The 17,326-nt window shown below is 64.3% G+C and carries 16 protein-coding genes; 14 read left to right on the top strand and 2 right to left on the bottom strand.

Annotation, left to right across the window (positions count from 1 at the left end; all coding sequences use genetic code 11):
• Nucleotides 1–22 precede the first annotated feature (22 nt).
• From ACXJKC_RS14120 to ACXJKC_RS14175, 12 genes are all read left to right on the top strand, one after another.
• On the top strand, nucleotides 23–322 hold the full coding sequence (locus tag ACXJKC_RS14120) for a helix-turn-helix domain-containing protein (protein WP_456697371.1): 300 nt from the start codon (nucleotides 23–25) through the stop codon (nucleotides 320–322).
• A 10-nt stretch (nucleotides 323–332) separates the two neighbouring features.
• A complete protein-coding gene (locus ACXJKC_RS14125; RefSeq protein WP_456697372.1) occupies nucleotides 333–527 on the top strand; it encodes a DUF3046 domain-containing protein in 195 nt (64 codons plus the stop codon).
• A 262-nt stretch (nucleotides 528–789) separates the two neighbouring features.
• Nucleotides 790–1,872: a recombinase RecA gene (recA, locus tag ACXJKC_RS14130; protein ID WP_456697373.1), complete on the top strand. Its 1,083-nt coding sequence runs from the start codon at nucleotides 790–792 to the stop codon at nucleotides 1,870–1,872.
• 5 nt (nucleotides 1,873–1,877) lie between these two features.
• On the top strand, nucleotides 1,878–2,381 hold the full coding sequence (locus ACXJKC_RS14135; RefSeq protein WP_456697374.1) for a regulatory protein RecX: 504 nt from the start codon (nucleotides 1,878–1,880) through the stop codon (nucleotides 2,379–2,381).
• A 31-nt stretch (nucleotides 2,382–2,412) separates the two neighbouring features.
• Nucleotides 2,413–2,970 carry a GNAT family N-acetyltransferase gene (locus ACXJKC_RS14140; protein WP_456697375.1) on the top strand — a complete coding sequence of 186 codons (558 nt, stop codon included), beginning with the start codon at nucleotides 2,413–2,415 and terminating at the stop codon, nucleotides 2,968–2,970.
• Between the two features lie 39 nt (nucleotides 2,971–3,009).
• Nucleotides 3,010–4,092 (top strand): exo-alpha-sialidase, encoded by a 1,083-nt coding sequence (locus ACXJKC_RS14145; protein WP_456697376.1) that lies wholly within the window; start codon nucleotides 3,010–3,012, stop codon nucleotides 4,090–4,092.
• A gap of 40 nt (nucleotides 4,093–4,132) precedes the next feature.
• The gene (locus tag ACXJKC_RS14150; protein WP_456697377.1) at nucleotides 4,133–4,594 is read left to right on the top strand and encodes a hotdog fold domain-containing protein; all 462 of its coding nucleotides are present in this window, start codon (nucleotides 4,133–4,135) and stop codon (nucleotides 4,592–4,594) included.
• Nucleotides 4,595–4,690: 96 nt separating this feature from the next.
• Nucleotides 4,691–5,179: a hypothetical protein gene (locus ACXJKC_RS14155; protein ID WP_456697378.1), complete on the top strand. Its 489-nt coding sequence runs from the start codon at nucleotides 4,691–4,693 to the stop codon at nucleotides 5,177–5,179.
• A gap of 50 nt (nucleotides 5,180–5,229) precedes the next feature.
• On the top strand, nucleotides 5,230–6,510 hold the full coding sequence (locus ACXJKC_RS14160) for a hypothetical protein (protein ID WP_456697379.1): 1,281 nt from the start codon (nucleotides 5,230–5,232) through the stop codon (nucleotides 6,508–6,510).
• Between the two features lie 589 nt (nucleotides 6,511–7,099).
• Complete coding sequence (gene miaB, locus ACXJKC_RS14165) at nucleotides 7,100–8,566, top strand: tRNA (N6-isopentenyl adenosine(37)-C2)-methylthiotransferase MiaB (protein WP_456697380.1); 1,467 nt, start codon at nucleotides 7,100–7,102, stop codon at nucleotides 8,564–8,566.
• 85 nt (nucleotides 8,567–8,651) lie between these two features.
• Complete coding sequence (locus ACXJKC_RS14170) at nucleotides 8,652–10,298, top strand: alpha/beta hydrolase (RefSeq protein ID WP_456697381.1); 1,647 nt, start codon at nucleotides 8,652–8,654, stop codon at nucleotides 10,296–10,298.
• A 13-nt stretch (nucleotides 10,299–10,311) separates the two neighbouring features.
• Entirely contained in the window at nucleotides 10,312–10,878 is a 567-nt protein-coding gene (locus ACXJKC_RS14175; protein ID WP_456697382.1) for a DinB family protein, read from the top strand.
• Between the two features lies 1 nt (nucleotide 10,879).
• Here ACXJKC_RS14175 and ACXJKC_RS14180 read toward each other — a convergent pair whose 3' ends face one another.
• Nucleotides 10,880–12,916, bottom strand: coding sequence for a YhgE/Pip family protein (locus ACXJKC_RS14180; protein WP_456697383.1), 2,037 nt, complete (start codon nucleotides 12,914–12,916; stop codon nucleotides 10,880–10,882).
• A complete protein-coding gene (locus ACXJKC_RS14185; protein ID WP_456697384.1) occupies nucleotides 12,913–15,795 on the bottom strand; it encodes an efflux RND transporter permease subunit in 2,883 nt (960 codons plus the stop codon). Before ACXJKC_RS14185 ends, ACXJKC_RS14180 begins: the two co-directional genes overlap by 4 nt.
• Nucleotides 15,796–15,871: 76 nt before the next feature.
• Between ACXJKC_RS14185 and ACXJKC_RS14190 the strand changes: the two genes are divergently transcribed.
• Nucleotides 15,872–16,507: a TetR/AcrR family transcriptional regulator gene (locus tag ACXJKC_RS14190; protein WP_456697385.1), complete on the top strand. Its 636-nt coding sequence runs from the start codon at nucleotides 15,872–15,874 to the stop codon at nucleotides 16,505–16,507.
• 113 nt (nucleotides 16,508–16,620) lie between these two features.
• The gene (locus ACXJKC_RS14195; protein ID WP_456697386.1) at nucleotides 16,621–17,292 is read left to right on the top strand and encodes a DUF222 domain-containing protein; all 672 of its coding nucleotides are present in this window, start codon (nucleotides 16,621–16,623) and stop codon (nucleotides 17,290–17,292) included.
• Nucleotides 17,293–17,326 lie beyond the last annotated feature (34 nt).

Genomic DNA, 17,326 nt, shown 5'->3' on the forward strand with positions numbered 1-17,326 from the left:
AGGCAATTGACGGAGGTGCCCGATGACCGCGATGCGACAGCACGTCGGCGAAGTGCTCCGCGCTCGTCGAGTCTCACAGGGCCTCACCTTGCGTGACGTCTCAGGGAAGGCCCGAGTCAGCTTGGGCTATATCTCCGAGGTGGAGCGCGGGCAGAAAGAGGCCAGCTCCGAGCTGCTGGCGGCCCTTGCGGCGGCGCTCGATGTGCCACTGTCCAAGGTGTTGCTCGACGTCAGTGCATTGCTCGAAATCGAAGAAGCATCCGTGGAGCAGATCGCGAGCATCTCGTCGATCGCCCCGGACGTCGCAGTGTCGGCCGCCTGAGCCTGCAGCAGTGAGACACAGTGATTTCTGGATCCGTATGGATCAGCATTTCGGCCGCGCCTATGCCCGGGTCTGGGCCGGCAACCATGTGATGGCGGTATTGGGCGGCCGCACGGCCAGTGAGGCGCTCGACGCGGGCGAGGACCCCAAGACCGTGTGGCGGGCTGTGCACGCCACCTTGGGGCTCCCCGCCTCCGAGCGCTGATTCACCCCACCCCTGATCCGCGAGTGGTGCGGTTTGGTCTTTCTGGGACGGCGTGTCTGTCCAGGACGCACCACTCGGGGACCGTTGCGCACCACTCGGCGTGTCGCATTTCGATCGAACAGGTGTTCGGGTACCGTTGTGCACAGGTTGGACGTGTGAAGGGCAACTTCCACAGACGAGTCGATGAGGCTCACTTTTGTCTGTGGGTCCTTCTAGCGTCGTCGATGACCGGCCACCCACCAGCAGATATGGACCCAGACCCATGGCACAGCCCAACAGCTCCATTGCTTCCGACAAGGATCGCAACAAGTCGCTCGAGAATGCGATGGCCCAGATCGATCGTGCCCACGGCAAGGGTGCTGTCATGCGACTGGGCGATCAGGCCCGCGCGCCGATCGAGGTCATTCCCACCGGTGCGACGACGCTCGACATCGCGCTCGGCATCGGCGGTCTGCCGCGTGGCCGCGTCGTCGAGATCTACGGCCCTGAGTCCTCGGGTAAGACGACCGTCGCCCTGCACGCGGTGGCCAATGCGCAGAAGGCCGGCGGTGTCGCGGCCTTCATCGACGCCGAGCACGCACTCGATCCCGATTACGCCCGCAAGCTGGGTGTCGACACCGACGCCCTGCTGATCTCGCAGCCCGACAGCGGTGAGCAGGCGCTCGAGATCGCCGACATGCTGATCCGCTCCGGCGCGCTCGACATCATCGTGATCGACTCCGTGGCCGCACTTGTGCCCCGCGCCGAGATCGACGGCGAAATGGGCGACAGTCACGTCGGTCTGCAGGCCCGCCTCATGAGCCAGGCGCTGCGCAAGATGACCGGCGCGATCAACGGCTCGGGCACCACCGCGATTTTCATCAACCAGCTGCGCGAGAAGATCGGTGTCATGTTCGGCTCGCCCGAGACCACGACGGGCGGCAAGGCGCTCAAGTTCTATGCCTCGGTCCGCCTCGACGTGCGCCGCATCGAGACGCTCAAAGATGGCACCGACATGGTCGGCAACCGCACGCGCGTCAAGGTTGTCAAGAACAAGCTGGCCCCGCCGTTCAAGCAGGCCGAGTTCGACATCATGTACGGCCAGGGCATCAGCCGCGAAGGCAGCCTGATCGACGTCGGCGTCGAGACCGGATTCGTCCGCAAGGCCGGCGCTTGGTACACCTATGAAGGCGATCAGCTGGGTCAGGGCAAGGAGAAGGCGCGCGCCTTCCTCAAGGACAATCCCGATCTGGCGGTCGAGCTGGAGAAGCGGATCATGGAGGCCAAGGGCATCGGTCCGCAGGCCGATATGCCGGCAGCTGTCGATGAAGTCGAAGGGCCGGATCTCCCGGCCACCGAGTTCTGATCGACATGAGTGACGAGGACCTGGCTGAGCAGATGAGTCGGGCGCGCCAGATCGTCTACGACCGGCTGGCGGTCTCTGCTCGAAGCCGGGCTGACCTCGAGCAGACTTTGGCCAAGAAACAGGTGTCTGCCGAGGTGGCCACGGCGGTCCTCGACAAGTTCGAGGACGCCGGGCTCGTCGACGATGCGGAGTTCGCCCACGCATGGGTGCAGGCCAGGCAACGCAGCAAGGGGCTTTCGTCGCGAGTGCTTGCAATGGAGCTCAAGCGCAAAGGCGTTGCCGACGAGTTGGTCCGCGATGCCTTGGATGAGCTCGACCCCGAGGCCGAGGTGGAAGCCGCGCACCGGCTCGTGCAGGCCAAATTGCGCTCGATGAGCAGGCTCGACGAAACGACCAAGATCAGACGGCTGACAGGGCTCCTGGCACGCAAGGGTTATGCACCGCAGGTGGCCTTCGAGGTCGTGCGTCAAGAACTCGGTGCCGAGGCGCAACCGCTCGAAAGCATGTAGTCGTCCCGATCATGGGCTAACTTGTTTGCCCATGGATGGCTTCATCTTCCGCCGACTCCTCGACGCGGACATCCCGATGCTGGTGATGTGGATGGCCGCCGACCACGCGCAGCCCTGGTTCGGCGATGAGCCGCGATCTCCTGAGCTGGCTCGCACGCACTACGCCGATGAGCTCGCCGGGACCAGCGCGACCCGCATGTGGATCGTCGAACTGGATGGACGCCCGATCGGCTATGTGCAGGACTATCCCGTCGCGGCGTACGACGACTATGCCGTGCGGGTGCAGGACTTGACCGCGGTGGCCTTCGACTATCTGATCGGCGAGCCGGATCTGGTCGGCCGCGGCATCGGGACGGCAATGATCACGACGTTCTGCCGCGAAGTTCTGTGCCGTGACTATCCGGATGCGCCGAGGTTCGTGGCGAGTCCTGATGTCCGCAACGCCAGGTCGATCCGGATGTTGGAGAAGTGCGGGTTCACGCAGGGCCTCTGGATCCAGCCCGAGTCGGTGACTCATCCCGAGGTGGTCTGCACGGCACCCCGTGAGGTATTCGATCGACCCGTTGACAGCCCGGTGGCTTCGGCCTAGCGTCCAGACTCCGGACGATTCCATCGGGAGGTGGGCCACATGTCGTCAGCTGTGTTGTTGGCTGGGACGCGTAAAGGGCTGTTCATCGGCCGCTCCGACGAGGCTCGGGAACAGTGGCGCTGGGATGCGCCGGTTTTCCCGATGGAAGAGATCTATTCGGTCGCGATCGACGACCGTGGTTCTGTCCCTCGGCTTTTCGTCGGGTCGACGAGCATGCCGTATGGGCCGCAGATCTACCGATCAGACGATCTGGGTGCCACCTGGTCGGAATCCCGAGAAGGAGCTGTGCGGTTGCCTCGCGGGGAGGGGGCTTCGATCGAGCGGGTCTGGCAGATCCAGCCTTCGGGCGCCGACAACGGCGTCGTCTGGGCGGGCACTCAGCCGTCCGCATTGTTCCGTTCGGATGATCGAGGAGAGACCTTCGAGCTCGTGAGGAGTCTGTGGGACCACCCGCACCGGCCGGAGTGGGGAGAAGGCTTCGGCGGCCAGGCGATCCACACGATCGTGCCCCACCCGACGGATCCCGACATCGTCACCGTGGCGATGTCGACCGGCGGCGTGTACCGGACCGAAGACGGCGGTGCCAGTTGGGAGCCGCGAAACCGCGGCATCACGACCGACTTCCTGCCGGGCGAAGCTCCCGAATTCGGCCAGTGCGTGCACAAGGTCGCGGTCGATGCGGGCGATCCCGACCGTCTCTACGCGCAGAATCACGGGGGAGTCTTCCGCTCGGATGACGGCGGTCGTTCGTGGGTCAAGATCAGTGGAGGGCTACCCGTCGAGTTCGGGTTCCCGATCGTCGCTCATCCGCATCGTCCCGGCGTTGTGTACGTGTATCCGCTGGTGGCCGATATCGAACGCTTCCCGCCGGCAGGTAAGCCGGCTGTGTGGTGTTCTGAGGATGCAGGTGAGACGTGGCACGAGACCGGCCCGGGGCTTCCTGAAGAGGTGTGGTCCGTCGTACTGCGTGATGGCTTCTCGGCCGACCGCGCGGATCCGGTAGGTCTCTACCTAGGTTCACGGCACGGTGCCATCTGGGTCAGCAATGACGAGGGGGGCACGTGGAGTGAGGTACGCACGAACTTGCCCGATGTGCTGTGCATTCGCGGGGCGGTTCTCTAGCCGGTCGCCATCGTTGGTTACTTGTGGGTAACATAGCGTCATGTCATCCACCCTCGAGCTGTACAAGAAGGTCACCGCGCTTCCACAAGGCAAGCGGGTCTTCTCGGTCCTCTACGGACAAAAGGCACCGTACTTCGCATCGATCCACATGCAGGTCCAGGAGATGAAGCCGCACCTGGGCAAGGTTGTGATCCCCAAGCGCCGTTCGGTCAAGAATCACATCGGCACGGTCCACGCGATCGCGGCCTGCAATGGTCTGGAGGCGGCGATGGGGCTGCTGGCCGAGGCGACCTGCCCGGCCGATATGCGTTGGCTGCCCAAGGGGATGGACGTCAAGTACCTGGCCAAGTCGACCACGGCGCTGACGTGTACCGCTGAGACGATTGAGTCCGACTGGGCCAACGGCCCGGACGTCCCGGTCAGGGTCAAAGCGGTGACGACCGATGGAACCGTGACAGTCGAGGGCACGATTCATCTCTGGGTGACTCCGAAGGGGAGCTGAGCCTGGGCCGGCCTGGGAAACCGGGTCAGTTCACTCTGGATTCCGGGCGATTGGGCCGGGCAGCGTGGGAACTCCCTGAACCTGGATGGAGTTCTTATGAGAATCGCCCTGCCCTCGTCCCGTACATATCAGACCGCAGGTCTGTTGACGGTCGCCGTGCTGGCTCTTGTCGGTTGCAGTTCCGGCGGCGGTGACGATGTCGCCGGCCCGGACGACGGATCCGCGCCGGACGTCACGTCCACAGACGTCCCACCCGAGTGCAAGGCGGCCTTTCCCACGGCATTCGGGACGCCAGACATCGCTGACGTACGTCTGCTGCCGGCCGATTTGCCCGGGCCGCCCCCGGGATCGACCCTCTGCCAGACGTCCGAGACGGTAGGCGGATCGCGGGAGGAAGTCGACTACGCGACCGAGTTGGCGCCGGACGAGATCTTCGCGGCGTACGAGTCGACACTCGCGCCGTCGTACAAGCCTGTGCGCGACAAGTCGGGCCTCGGCGAGGATGTCCTGGTCGGCGTGGCGGACGGTGTGGACTTCCAGATCTCGGCCGACGAGGGCAAGTTCTCGATTGCGCTGGCCAAATGAGGGCAATCGACCCTGGTTCCCGGGACTCTGGGACGTCGAGGCTGGGGCGCATGAATCTCCTGCACCGATCCTCCCATCTGCTATTCCGGCTGACGGCCGTCGCACTCATCGCCGGAGCACTGGTCGCCGTGGGGCCACGCGCTCCATCGGCCCACGGGGCGACCATGGCGGGTTCGATCGTCTTCATCAAGAATCACAACATCTGGGTCTCGCGGCCGGATGGTTCCGGTCAACGGGCGCTGACCAGCAACGGTACGAGTGCCTCGCCGTGGCGGTCGCCGGATCAGTCGGACGTCGGCACAGTCGTTGCCACCCGCGGCACTCGGATCTATCGGATGAATCAGTGGGGGACCGAGCTCAACACCATCGATCCGCCCGACCTGAAGAACTCGGCCGGGGAGTGGATCGGGGGGCGGATGACCCACGTGACGATCTCGCCCGACGGGTCGAAGATCGCGTACACATATGAGCGGTTCTCGTGCCCGTCGACCATACCGGCACCGCCCTGCCGGCTGCGTTGGGTCACCGCGATCACCGCAGCCAACCGGCTGACGCCGGCTGCCGGCTACGGTGTGATGTTCTACGACCACCCCACCTGGCTCACCAACAGTCGGCTGATGGTCAATGGCATCGGCTTCGATCAGATGTACCTGTTCGACGTGTACCGAGGCGATGCGTTCTGGTTCCACGAAGGTATGTTCCCGGGCTCGGACTTCATGCCGCTCGCCGATGGTGCGGTCTCGCGCAACGGCGCCTACCTCGCGATGGTGCGGGGGAAGTTCGAAGACGCCCGCATACAGATCGCCCATCTACCGGGCAATCCGCGTACCGGGGGAGTTCCACCACTGCCCGAGTACCGGTGTGAGACCGAGGCGCAGTCGGGATTCAACAGCCCGACCTTCGCTCCCGACTCGTCGGCCCTCGCGTGGGAGGAACAGGACGGAATCTGGATCAAGAGCGAGCCGATCAACTGCGCCTTGCAGGCAGTGTTGACGATCCCCGGCGGGAAACAGCCGTCGTGGTCGGCATCGGTCTATCAGACGAGGCGACCGGCACCCATCAAGTTCGGCGTCACCAAGATGCCGAAGATCTCGGGCACCGCGAAGAAGGGCAAGACGCTGCGAGTCACTTCTGGCACCTGGACCTCTGTGCCGGCCAGTGTGTCCTATCGCTGGTACCGCAACGGTCGAGCGATCGGCGGAGCGACCAAGGCGTCGTACAAGGTCAAGAAGAGCGATCGCAAGCGCAAGCTCTCGGTCAAGGTCACGGTGCGCAAGCCCGGCTACGCCACCCGGACAGTCAAGACGAAGTCCGTGCGGGTCAGGAAGTGAAATCGCCGGCCCTGTGGGCGATGGTCGGCCGCAGGGCCGGTAAGCCCTCAACCACGAACAAACGTGACGCGGTTGCAGAGTCGCCACGTCGGTCGAACGGGACGCGAAAACAGCACGGGGTGGTCCCGCGCCTGACAGGATGACACGGTGAACGCGAACCGTGCAGATCTGAGTCATCGCAAGTTGGGCATGGGGCTGTTCCTGGCAGCGGCAACATCGGAAGTGCCTGTGGCAAAGGCCCGATGGAAAAGCTGGCGCTGGAGCTCTACAAGCCGGAGTCTCGCGGCGTCTAGCTGGAGCACCCGCGCAGCCCGATCGGGTGCGAAGACCCCGGTGCGGCGGCTAGTGTCGGCAGATGGGCCGGATCCTGCAACACGCTGAAGCGATGAGACGTGCAGTGTTGCCCACATCGCCGCCTCACGAGCTGTGCAGGAAGTGCGGCCATCGCAAGGACGAGCACCGAGGAAGCTGCCGCGCCTGCATGCGGGAGGAGCGTGTCGGCGGCGGGGATCCGAAAGACGCGCCGTGTTCGAGGTTCGGCCGGTCGACCTGACCTTGGGGAGGTTCGGCCACGTACCATTGAACGGTCATGACGAAGACCTATGAAGTGCGCACCTACGGCTGCCAGATGAACGTTCACGACAGCGAACGCCTCGGCGGGCTGCTGGAGACCGATGGCTACATCCCGGCGGAGGACGGCACGACGCCTGACCTGGTCGTGTTCAACACGTGTGCGGTGCGTGAGAACGCCGACAACAAGCTGTACGGCAACCTCGGCCACATCGCGTCGGTCAAGGCCAAGAACCCCGGCATGCAGATCGCGGTCGGTGGCTGCCTGGCGCAGAAGGACCGCGACACCATCACCAAGAAGGCGCCGTACGTCGACGTCGTCTTCGGCACCCACAACATCGGCTCGTTGCCGGTGCTGCTCGAGCGGGCCCGTATCGCCGAGGAGTCCCAGGTCGAGATCCTGGAGTCACTCGAAGTCTTTCCGTCGACCCTGCCGACCAAGCGCGATTCGGTGTTCGCGGCCTGGGTCTCGATCAGCGTCGGCTGCAACAACACGTGCACGTTCTGCATCGTCCCGGCGCTGCGCGGCAAAGAGAAGGACCGTCGTCCTGGCGACATCCTGGCCGAGATCAAGGCACTGGTCGCCGACGGCGTCATCGAAGTGACCCTGCTGGGCCAGAACGTCAATGCATACGGCGTTGAGTTCGGTGACCGGCAGGCCTTCGCGAAGCTGTTGAGGGCGTGCGGAGAGATCGAGGGACTCGAGCGTGTGCGGTTCACGAGCCCGCACCCCAAAGACTTCACCGACGACGTCATCGCTGCAATGGCCGAGACGCCCAACGTCATGCCACAGCTGCACATGCCGCTGCAGTCAGGCTCGGATCGGGTGCTGAAGGCGATGCGCCGCTCGTACCGCCAGGAGAAGTTCCTCGGCATCATCGACCGTGTCCGCGAGGCGATGCCGGATGCCGCGATCACGACCGACATCATCGTCGGATTCCCCGGTGAGACAGAAGAGGACTTCGTTCAGACGATGGAGGTCGTCCGCAAGGCCCGATTCACCAGCGCGTTCACGTTCCAGTACTCCAAGCGTCCCGGCACCCCGGCGGCCGAACTGCCCGATCAACTGCCCAAAGCGGTCGTGCAGGAGCGATACGACCGACTCATTGAGGTCGTCAACGAGGTCGCCTGGGACGAGGCGAAGAAACAGGAAGGTCGCACCGTCGAGTTGCTCGTCGCCGATCACGAAGGCAAGAAGGACGGGGCGACGCTGCGGCTGACCGGCCGTGCCCGCGACAACCGGCTCGTCCACTTCGTTCCGGGCGATCACGATGTCCGTCCTGGCGACATGGTCGAGGTCCGGATCACGTACGCCGCGCCGCACCATCTCGTCAGCGACGATCCGCCAGTCATGTACCGGCGGACGTCCGCCGGCGATGCGTGGGAAGCGCGCCAAGGAAAGACCGAAGTGCGGTCAGTCGGGCTGGGTATGCCGTCGTTGGGCGCACCAGCGCCATTGCCGCCCGCGCAAGCCTGCGCTCTGTAGTCCGTCGAACGGTTGCCACGGGCCGCGACCCATGGCACTGTGAACTGGTCCTGCCCAGCTTGGGTACGGGAGTTGGGAGAACATCGTGCGCAGCAAGAAGATCCTTGGTGTAGTCGCCGCAGCATCAGTCGGGGCCTTGACACTCAGCGGTCCCGGGACGACATCCGCCAGCGCGGCGCCTCTGGCCCAGAAGTCGGCACCGTCATCGATCGTGTGGAAAACCTGCGCCGACGAGGACCTGCGTGACTTCGGCGCCAAGTGCGCAACGGTCTCGGTCCCGCTCGACTGGAACAAGCCACGCGGCAAGAAGATCAAGATCGCGATCTCCCGGGTCAAGCACACGGTCTCGAAGAAGAAGTACCAAGGCATCATGCTCGTCAACCCCGGCGGCCCCGGCGGATCGGGCCTCGGTCTGTCGTTCCTCGGCCAGATCATCCCCGCCTACAAGGGCAAGTCTGTCGGCGGAGCATATGACTGGATCGGCTTCGATCCGCGTGGCGTCGGCGCGAGTGAGCCCAACGTGTCGTGCGATCCGAAGTACGCGGGCTATAACCGTCCCAAGTACGACCCCGACAAAAACGTCAGCTACAAGACCTACAAACTCACTGATCCGTGGCCGGCCAGGACGAATGCCTACACCAAGGCTTGCAAGGCCAAGAACAGCAAGAGCCTTCTTCGTCACCTGACGACCAAGGACGTCGCCCGCGACATGAACCGGATCCGTCAGCGGTTGGGTGCGGGCAAGATCAACTACTACGGCTTCTCGTACGGCACCTATCTCGGCCAGGTGTACTCCTCGATGTTCCCTGAGCGCACCCGGCGCATGGTCTTCGACGGGACCGTCGACCCGCGCGAGATTTGGTACAAGGCGAATCTCTCGCAAGACGTCGCGTTCGACAAGAACATCAACATCTGGTTCGGCTGGCTTGCCAAGAACGACAAGGTCTACAAGCTGGGCAACACCACGTCCAAGGTGCGCAAGCTCTTCTACAAGACCCGCAACAGCCTGTACGCCAACCCGGTCGCCGCACCCGGCGGCAAGCTCGGTGGTAGTGAATGGACCGATGCGTTCTTGTATGCGGGCTACTACCAGTCGACCTGGACCGATCTGGGCAGCGTGTTCAGCGCCTTCGTCAAGAAGGGTGACGTCGCGGCGCTCGAGAGCGCCTACCTCGACGCCTCGGGCTACGGGGACGACAACGGCTACGCGGTCTACCTCGGCGTCCAGTGCACTGATGTGTCCTGGCCCAAGAGCTGGACGAAGTGGCGCAAGGACAACAACAGGGTCAACGCCGTCGCGCCGTTCGAAACCTGGTCCAACGCTTGGTACAACGAACCGTGCCGCCACTGGCCCGCCCCGTCCCGCACTCCGAAGAAGATCAACGGCAAGAAGGTCAAGAGCCTGTTGATGATCAACGAGACGCTCGACGCCGCGACCCCGTATGCGGGCAGCATCGAGGTCCGTAAGCGGTACCCGAAGGCCAGGCTGATCTCGGTCGTGGGCGGAACGACGCACTCGAATTCGCTGGCCGGCAACGCCTGTGTCGACAAGACCATCGCTCGCTATCTGTACGACGGGCACGTTCCGAAGCGGATGAAGGGCAACCGTGCCGACAAGCGTTGCGCGCCTCTCCCACAGCCGACACCGTCGACTTCGGCGGCCAAGGCCCAGCAGCCGTCCTTCAGCAACAGTTGGCGTCTCGACGTCCAGAAGATGGCAGTCCCGCACTGAAGTCGGGCCGGCGATGACGATCAAGGGCGAACTGCACGACAAGCTCCGCGAGTCGCGCGGCGCGCTGCTCGCGGCGCTTGACGGTGCAGATGACTACGACGTGCGTCGACCGATGACGCCGACGGGCACCAATCTGCTCGGACTGGTCAAGCACCTCGTGGGCATCGAGCACGTCTATCTCGGGACCTCGTTCGGCCGTGCTGCACCGGACGTCTTGCCGTGGGTCGAGGACGGATCGGTCTACCAGGGATCCGATATGTGGGCGACCGCCGACGAATCCGTCGCCGAGATCTTGGCGTTGTACGACCGCGCCTGCCGTCACAGCGACGAGACCATCGAGACCCATGACATCGACAGCCCCGGTCGGGTGCCGCACTGGGTGGAAGAGAAGGCGGATACGACTCTCGGCTTTCTCATGGTGCGCATGGTCGCCGAGACAGCGCAGCACGCGGGGCACGCCGAGATCGTCCGGGAGCTCATCGACGGACGCAGCGGTTCTGACACCAGCGCCTCGGACGTCGACTGGTCGGCCTACGTCGCGCGGATCCAGGCCGAAGCCGACGCCTCCAGGACAGGCTAAGTCAGACCATCAGCGTGGGGTGCAGCCGTTTCATCGTGACGGTCTGCTGACGCCTCGCCGCGATGACCGTGACCGTCAGCGCGAGTACGGCGAACAGAGCGAGCACCACGAAGTCGCGCGTGACGCCGTCGGTGCCCCCGGCGAGTGCTGCTCGCATCCCGTGGACGGCATACGTCATGGGCAACAGATCGTGCAGCAGGCCGAAGAACGGGGGAGCCGTCTCGATCGGATACGTCCCTCCAGCGGCGGTGAGCTGCAGACTGACGAAGACCAGCGCCGCGAACCTGCCGGCGCCGCCGAACAAGGCGACGAACATCTGATTGATCGCGGTGAAGACCGCCCCGGTCATCAGACTGATACCGATCAGGAGCGGACGATTGGCCGGATCGATGCCGACGATCCATTCCAGGACCAAGAGCAACAGACCCACTTGTGCGGCCGAGATCGCCAATCCGGGCGCGAATCCGGCCAGCGCGGTTCGGACACTGCCCGCCGTCGAGGCGATCGCGCGCGCTGACAGCGGTCGAAGCAGGAGGAATATCGCCATCGCGCCGACCCACAGCGCCAAGGAGATGAAGTAGGGAGCCAGAGCGGAACCGTAGTTCTTGACACCATGGACCCGCTTGGCGGCATCGTCGATCGGAGTCGCAGCGGTCTTGGCGAGTTGTTCGCGCTCGGATTTGTCGTAGTCGGGCACCTGGCCGCTACCGTCGCGCAGACCGTTGGCGAGTTTGAGCGCACCGGTCGAAAGCTGGTCCGCCCCGTCCACGAGCTTGGTGCTGCCGTCGGCCAGCGCGCCGGCGCCGGTCGCGGCCTGCGACGCACCGTCGCTGAGTTGTCCCGTCGCACCGGCCAACTGTTTCGCGCCGCCTGACGCATCGCCGATCGCCGAGACGAGGGTCGGCACGCCCTTGGCGAGTTTCGCGTTGCCGTCGGCCACCTGCTCGGCGCCGTCGCTGAGCTTTTGCGTACCCGCGCTGATCTCCTTGGTCTGCCCGCGCACTTCGCTGACGAAGCCCTTCAGCTCACCGGATCCGTCGGCCGCCTCGCGGAGCAGACTGCAGTCGATGCCGGCCGGCTGGGCGCTCTCACACGTCGCGGCGAGTTCACCGAGATTCCGGGTGAGTTCGGCGATGTCGCGGTTCGCGTTCTCGGTGGCGTCGAGGATCGTCGAGCCGATCAGTTGCACCGTCGAGTTGAGTTCCTCCGTGCCGTCGGCGACCTGGCGTGATCCATCGGCGAGCTGTCGTGTCTGCCCGGCGAGAGGCTTGGTCTTGGAGTCGAGTTCAGCGAGTCCGCCGGACAGCTTCTGCGCGCCCGTGTCGAGCTGTGACGCGCCGTCGGCAAGACGCCTCGTTCCGTCGGCCAGAGTCGCCGCCCCGTCCGAAAGCTTGCCGGCTCCGCCCGCGAGTTCGTCCGCACCGTCGGCGAGCTTCGTCGCGCCTTTCGCGGCGTCGTCGAGTGAGACCTTGATGTCGGAGAAGCTCAGGTAGACGTTGTCGAGATAGGTCTCGGTGACTTGAGCGTTCAGGGCGTTCTTGGCTGCCTGCAGGATTGTCTGGGCGATCGTCCCGTTGATGTAGTTGACCGCGTCGTTGGTCTGCAGATCGAGTTTGCCCTGCAGCACGTCCTGGGGGTCTCCACTGGTCGACGTCGCAGCCTTCGACAGGTTCTCAGGGATCGTCAGGACGGCTTTGTAGTGACCGTCTGCCAGGCCGCGCTGGGCGTCCTTCTCGTCGGTCAGTATCCAGTTGTAGTTGTTCGAATCGTCACTGGTGACGAGATTGCCCGCGAGCTGTCTTCCGACCGCGACGGGCTGCTTCTTGCCGTCCCGACCGGTGATCTCGATGAGCTGATCGTGGTTGACGACCGCGGCGTCGACTTTGTCGAGTCGCCCCGTGGGGTTGATATTGGCCCAGGTGTACATCGCGCCATAGAACAGCGGCACCAACATGACGGCCACGATGGCCGCGCGGGTCAGCCTGCTGCGCTTGAACCTGGCGAGTTCGAACCAGGGAAGGGTGGGGGAGGGAATCATCGGTTCATCAACTCGTGGAGTGTGCGGTTCGTGTCCAACTCCAGGAGGTGGAGTCGGCTGGACGGTTCGGGTGCTGCGGATGCGGACTGGGCGCTGGCCAGGAGGGTGACATCTCGGTCTTCGAGCAGCCAGGCGAGCGCTGTCCAGAGCAGTTCGATGTGTTCGCTGGCCCTCAGATCGTCGATGTCATCGACCACGACGATTCGCGGGTCGTCGATGAGTGCCAGGACGATGCCGAGCAACTTGCGCTCGAGCCGGGGCAGCGCCGATACGAGAGTCGAGCCGGGATGGCTCTCGTAGGGGAGTCCGGCAGCTTCGTAGGCGTGCTGCAGCGCCTGCTCCAACTCGACCCGGACAGGTCCGATCCGGCTGCGGCTGACCCACAGACCGAATGATCGGATCGACAGTCGCTCGGCGATGTGCTGATCGATCGAGAGATTGTCCTCGAGATCGTTGATTCCCGAGAACTCCGCGAGCGACACAGATCGACGGACGTTCGACGTCTCCTGGGGCAGCAACGCCCCGTTGACGCGCAGACGCCCGTTGTCGAACGCCATCCGTCCGGCGATCGTCAGGAGCAGCGCGGTCTTGCCGGATCCGCTCGGACCATGCACGACGAGCCAGTCGCCGGCCTCGATCTCGACCGAGACATCGTTGAAGATCGGGCCCTCTGGGCCGTTGGTCGTCAGACCCGACGCGGTGATCGCCGCCGTCGAATGCGGACGTGGCCAGGCCTGCAACTCGACCCGTTGATGCAATCCCTCGCCTTCGACGTCGACGTGGGGGAGCCGGGAGTCAAGTGCCCTGGGCAGCACCCATGCGCGTCGTCCGAAGAGCTGCAGGACGGCAGGTGCGAACAGCATCCGCACGAGGAAGGCGTCGGCGAACACCCCGATGGCCAGTGCGAAGGCGATCGGTTTGATGTTGGGATCGCCCTCCGGGACGAATGCCGCGAAAACCGCCAGCATGATGATCGCGGCCGCCGTGACGACCCGTGAACTGCCGACGAATCCGTCGACGATTGCGCGATGCGGGTCGCCGGTGCGGACATATTCCTCCTTCATGCGCGACATCAGGAAGACCTCATAGTCCATCGAGAGTCCGAACAGCACGGCCATCAGGATGATCGGCAGGAAGCTGATGAGCGGCCCCGTCTGTTCGAGGTGCACCAGGTCCATGAGCCAACCCCACTGGAACACGGCCACGACCGCGCCGAAAGATGCACCCGTCGACAGGAGGAACCCCAGCGTGGCTTTGACGGGCACGACGATCGAGCGGAACACGACCATCAGCAACAGGACAGACAGACCGACCACGACGAGCCCGAATGGCAACAGCGCCCCCTGCAGACGGTTGGACACGTCGATGCCGCCAGCGGTCAGACCGGTCACGGTGACGTCGACCCCGTGCTCGTCTTTCCACTCGGCTTTGCGGTCGCGAATCTCATGGACGAGATCGGCGGTGCGGGTGTCCGTCGCACCGGTCTGGGGGATGACCTGGATGATCCCGGTGTCTGCGGTGCGGTTGGGGGTGGCCAGCCCGATGGCCTCGACACCCGGCAGCTCACGCAGGTCATCGGCGATGTCATTGACGACACCGACCGGATCGGTCGTCGAGATGATGTCGATCCCGATCAGCAAGGGCGCGTTGTAACCGGGCCCGAAGTGCTTGTCGACCAGGTCGAAGGCCGCCCGCTGGGTGCTTGCTGCCGGCGCGGATCCATTGTCGGGCAGGGCCAGCCGCAGGTCTTTCGAGGGGATCGCCAGGACTCCGAGGCCGACCACCACGATGACGATCGCGAAGATCGGGAAGCGGGTCGTGGCTTTGACCCAGCGGCGGGAGAATCCGTCGGCGGAGCGATTGGTTTCAGGTGTCAGCTTCGCACCGGCGCGACCCAGCAGCGCTGGGATCACCGTCACGGCGACGGCGACGGCGATGACGACCGACAGTGCGGCGGCGGCTCCCATGACGGTCAGGAACGGGATACGGGCGATCGCCAGACCCAGCAGGGCGATGACGACCGTGACGCCGGCGAAGACGACTGCTGACCCGGCGGTTGCGACGGATCGGGCGGCCGCCTCTTCGGGCTCGATGCCGTCGGCGAGCTGTTCGCGGTGCCGGGACACGATGAACAGCGCGTAGTCGATACCGACCGCCAGGCCGATCATCAGTGCCAAGAGTGGAGCCGTCGCCGAGATCGTCATGAATCCGGTCGCGGCGATCGTCAGGGCGGTCGTAACGAGTACGCCGAGGAGCGCCGTGACGATCGGCATCACAGCAGCGCGCAAAGAGCGGAACATCAGATACAGCACGATGAACGCGACCACCACGCCGATGACCTCGGTGATCGAGAGCTGAGGACCGGTGTTGGTGAAGACGTCGCCGCCGAAAGCGGTCGTGTATCCCGCATCGCGCAGGGCATCGCCGGTCGCGACGAGTTGGTCTCGGTCGGCTGGCGCGACGTCGGTCAGATCCCCGCTGAACTGGACCTGGATCTGGGCGGCGGTGCCGTCCTTGGAGACGCCGATGGGGGGCAGATCTGAGTAGGGCGAGACGACCTGGGTCACCCCGTCGACCTTCTTCATCCCGGACATCGCATCTGCTACGAGACGTTTGGTCTCGGCGTTCTGGACGCTTTGACCGTCGGGAGCCACGATCACGAGGAATGCCCCAGCACCGCTCAACTCCGGGAACGTGCGCCCGAGCGAGTTGATGGCCTCTTGGGACTCGGTGCCCGGGATCTCAAATGAGTTCTTGGTGCTGCTGCCCAGGCCGAGAGCTGCGACTCCGGCGACCAGGAGCACGACCATCCAGGCGGCCAGTACTCGACCCGGATGTCTGAATGCCCAGCGGCCGAGGGTGTAAAGAGATGTCGACACACGTTTACGATACGTTTGTGTATTCAATACGTCAATGTATCGAGTACGCTGTGTGCGTCACATAGGAGGAGAGAGCATGACTGAGGTCTCCAGTGGCCAGCGCACAGTAAGGCGCCGCGCCGCGACCCGGGAACGGCTGCTGGATGCTGCCCGTGTGGTGTTGGCGCGTGAGGGCATCCAAGGTGCTTCTGTCGAGCACATCTGCGAACAAGCCGGGTTCACCCGCGGTGCGTTCTACTCCAACTTCTCGACCAAGGACGAACTCGTCCTGGCGTTGTTCAACCGTGAGCACGAGACGATGTTCAGCATGCTTCGCGAGGCGGCGGATCCGACGTCGTACTCCGGCAAGGACGTGCTCGACGCGATCCGGGTCATCGTCGACCGGTTCTTGGTGCTGCATCCGCCGGAGCGTGAGTGGTACCTGTTGCATGCCGAGTTCGAACTGCGAGTCGTCCGCGATGATGCCGTCGGTCGCGAGTTCGCAGCGGTGCTGGGTCAGGTACGCAGCGACCTGGAGGCATTCATGCAGTCCGTCCTCGACGCGCTCGGACTGCAGCTGACGGTCGACGTCGGTCACGCGTCGACAGTGTTGATGGGTACCTACGAGATGGCATTGCGCGAGGCATTCGTCGGGCAGCGTCCGATCGATCAGACGCTGATGCGGGACACTCTGCCGGTTCTGCTGCACTCGATCACTCGGCCGAAGGCGTAGGTGTGGATAAGTCCGGGTTGTCGAAATATGAGTGTCTGAGGTGTGGGGCAGAGTGGTTTGTGCACCGGAATTGTAGGGATTTCGGGTTGTAGATTCCGCTTTGGAGGTTGCCCGTGTCGGCTGTTCTTGCGTCGTTGCCTGACCCGTTGTCGGGTGGGGTTGTGGCGATGAAGAATGCGCTCGACGGTATGCCGATTGCGGCGTGGACGGCTTTGGAGGCTGAGACCGTCCGGCATCTGGCCGAGGAATTGATGCGTGCCGAGGCACGGGTCAAGGCGCACCAGTTGGCTGCGGCGCGGGCGTTGGAGGCATCTGGGTTGGCGAGGAAGTCAGGTGCCACGTCGACGGGTGCGATGTTGGCTGGTTCTTTTGGTGGTGACCGGCGGTCTGCTGAGGCGATGGTCAAACAGGGCCAAGCGCTCGAAGACGCACCGTCGACAGAAGAAGCCTTGGCGGATGGCCAAATCGGTGAGAAGCAGGCCGGAATCATCGCCGGCGCGATCGGCGATCTACCCGACGGCACGACCGATGAGCAGAAGAAGGCCTGTGAAGAGGCGCTGATCGGGGACGCCCCGAAGTACAACCTCAAAGACCTCAAATCCAGGTCGAAGCGGATCACTGACCGGTTCAAACCAGAGCCTGAGGTCGATAAGGACGAGAACGAGAACTTGGAGGCGCAGGAGAAGCGGGCCTGGAAGGCGTCCGAGTTCTGGATGAAACCCAATGGTGACGGCACCACGTCGGGTGGGTTCAAACTCCCTGATGCGCAGGCCGAATCAGGTTGATCTGGCTGCTGGTTTCGAGACGCTGCTCGTCCCG

The organism is Aeromicrobium sp. P5_D10 (assembly GCF_054049535.1).

What these genes read in the sequence shown, in the direction of transcription:
- ACXJKC_RS14145 (WP_456697376.1), top strand. Translation starts at nt 3,010, where the DNA reads ATGTCGTCAGCTGTGTTGTTGGCTGGGACGCGTAAAGGGCTGTTCATC.
- ACXJKC_RS14135 (WP_456697374.1), top strand. Translation starts at nt 1,878, where the DNA reads ATGAGTGACGAGGACCTGGCTGAGCAGATGAGTCGGGCGCGCCAGATC.
- ACXJKC_RS14155 (WP_456697378.1), top strand. Translation starts at nt 4,691, where the DNA reads ATGAGAATCGCCCTGCCCTCGTCCCGTACATATCAGACCGCAGGTCTG.
- ACXJKC_RS14140 (WP_456697375.1), top strand. Translation starts at nt 2,413, where the DNA reads ATGGATGGCTTCATCTTCCGCCGACTCCTCGACGCGGACATCCCGATG.
- ACXJKC_RS14190 (WP_456697385.1), top strand. Translation starts at nt 15,872, where the DNA reads ATGACTGAGGTCTCCAGTGGCCAGCGCACAGTAAGGCGCCGCGCCGCG.
- miaB (WP_456697380.1), top strand. Translation starts at nt 7,100, where the DNA reads ATGACGAAGACCTATGAAGTGCGCACCTACGGCTGCCAGATGAACGTT.
- recA (WP_456697373.1), top strand. Translation starts at nt 790, where the DNA reads ATGGCACAGCCCAACAGCTCCATTGCTTCCGACAAGGATCGCAACAAG.
- ACXJKC_RS14150 (WP_456697377.1), top strand. Translation starts at nt 4,133, where the DNA reads ATGTCATCCACCCTCGAGCTGTACAAGAAGGTCACCGCGCTTCCACAA.
- ACXJKC_RS14175 (WP_456697382.1), top strand. Translation starts at nt 10,312, where the DNA reads ATGACGATCAAGGGCGAACTGCACGACAAGCTCCGCGAGTCGCGCGGC.
- ACXJKC_RS14180 (WP_456697383.1), bottom strand. Translation starts at nt 12,916, where the DNA reads ATGATTCCCTCCCCCACCCTTCCCTGGTTCGAACTCGCCAGGTTCAAG.
- ACXJKC_RS14160 (WP_456697379.1), top strand. Translation starts at nt 5,230, where the DNA reads ATGAATCTCCTGCACCGATCCTCCCATCTGCTATTCCGGCTGACGGCC.
- ACXJKC_RS14120 (WP_456697371.1), top strand. Translation starts at nt 23, where the DNA reads ATGACCGCGATGCGACAGCACGTCGGCGAAGTGCTCCGCGCTCGTCGA.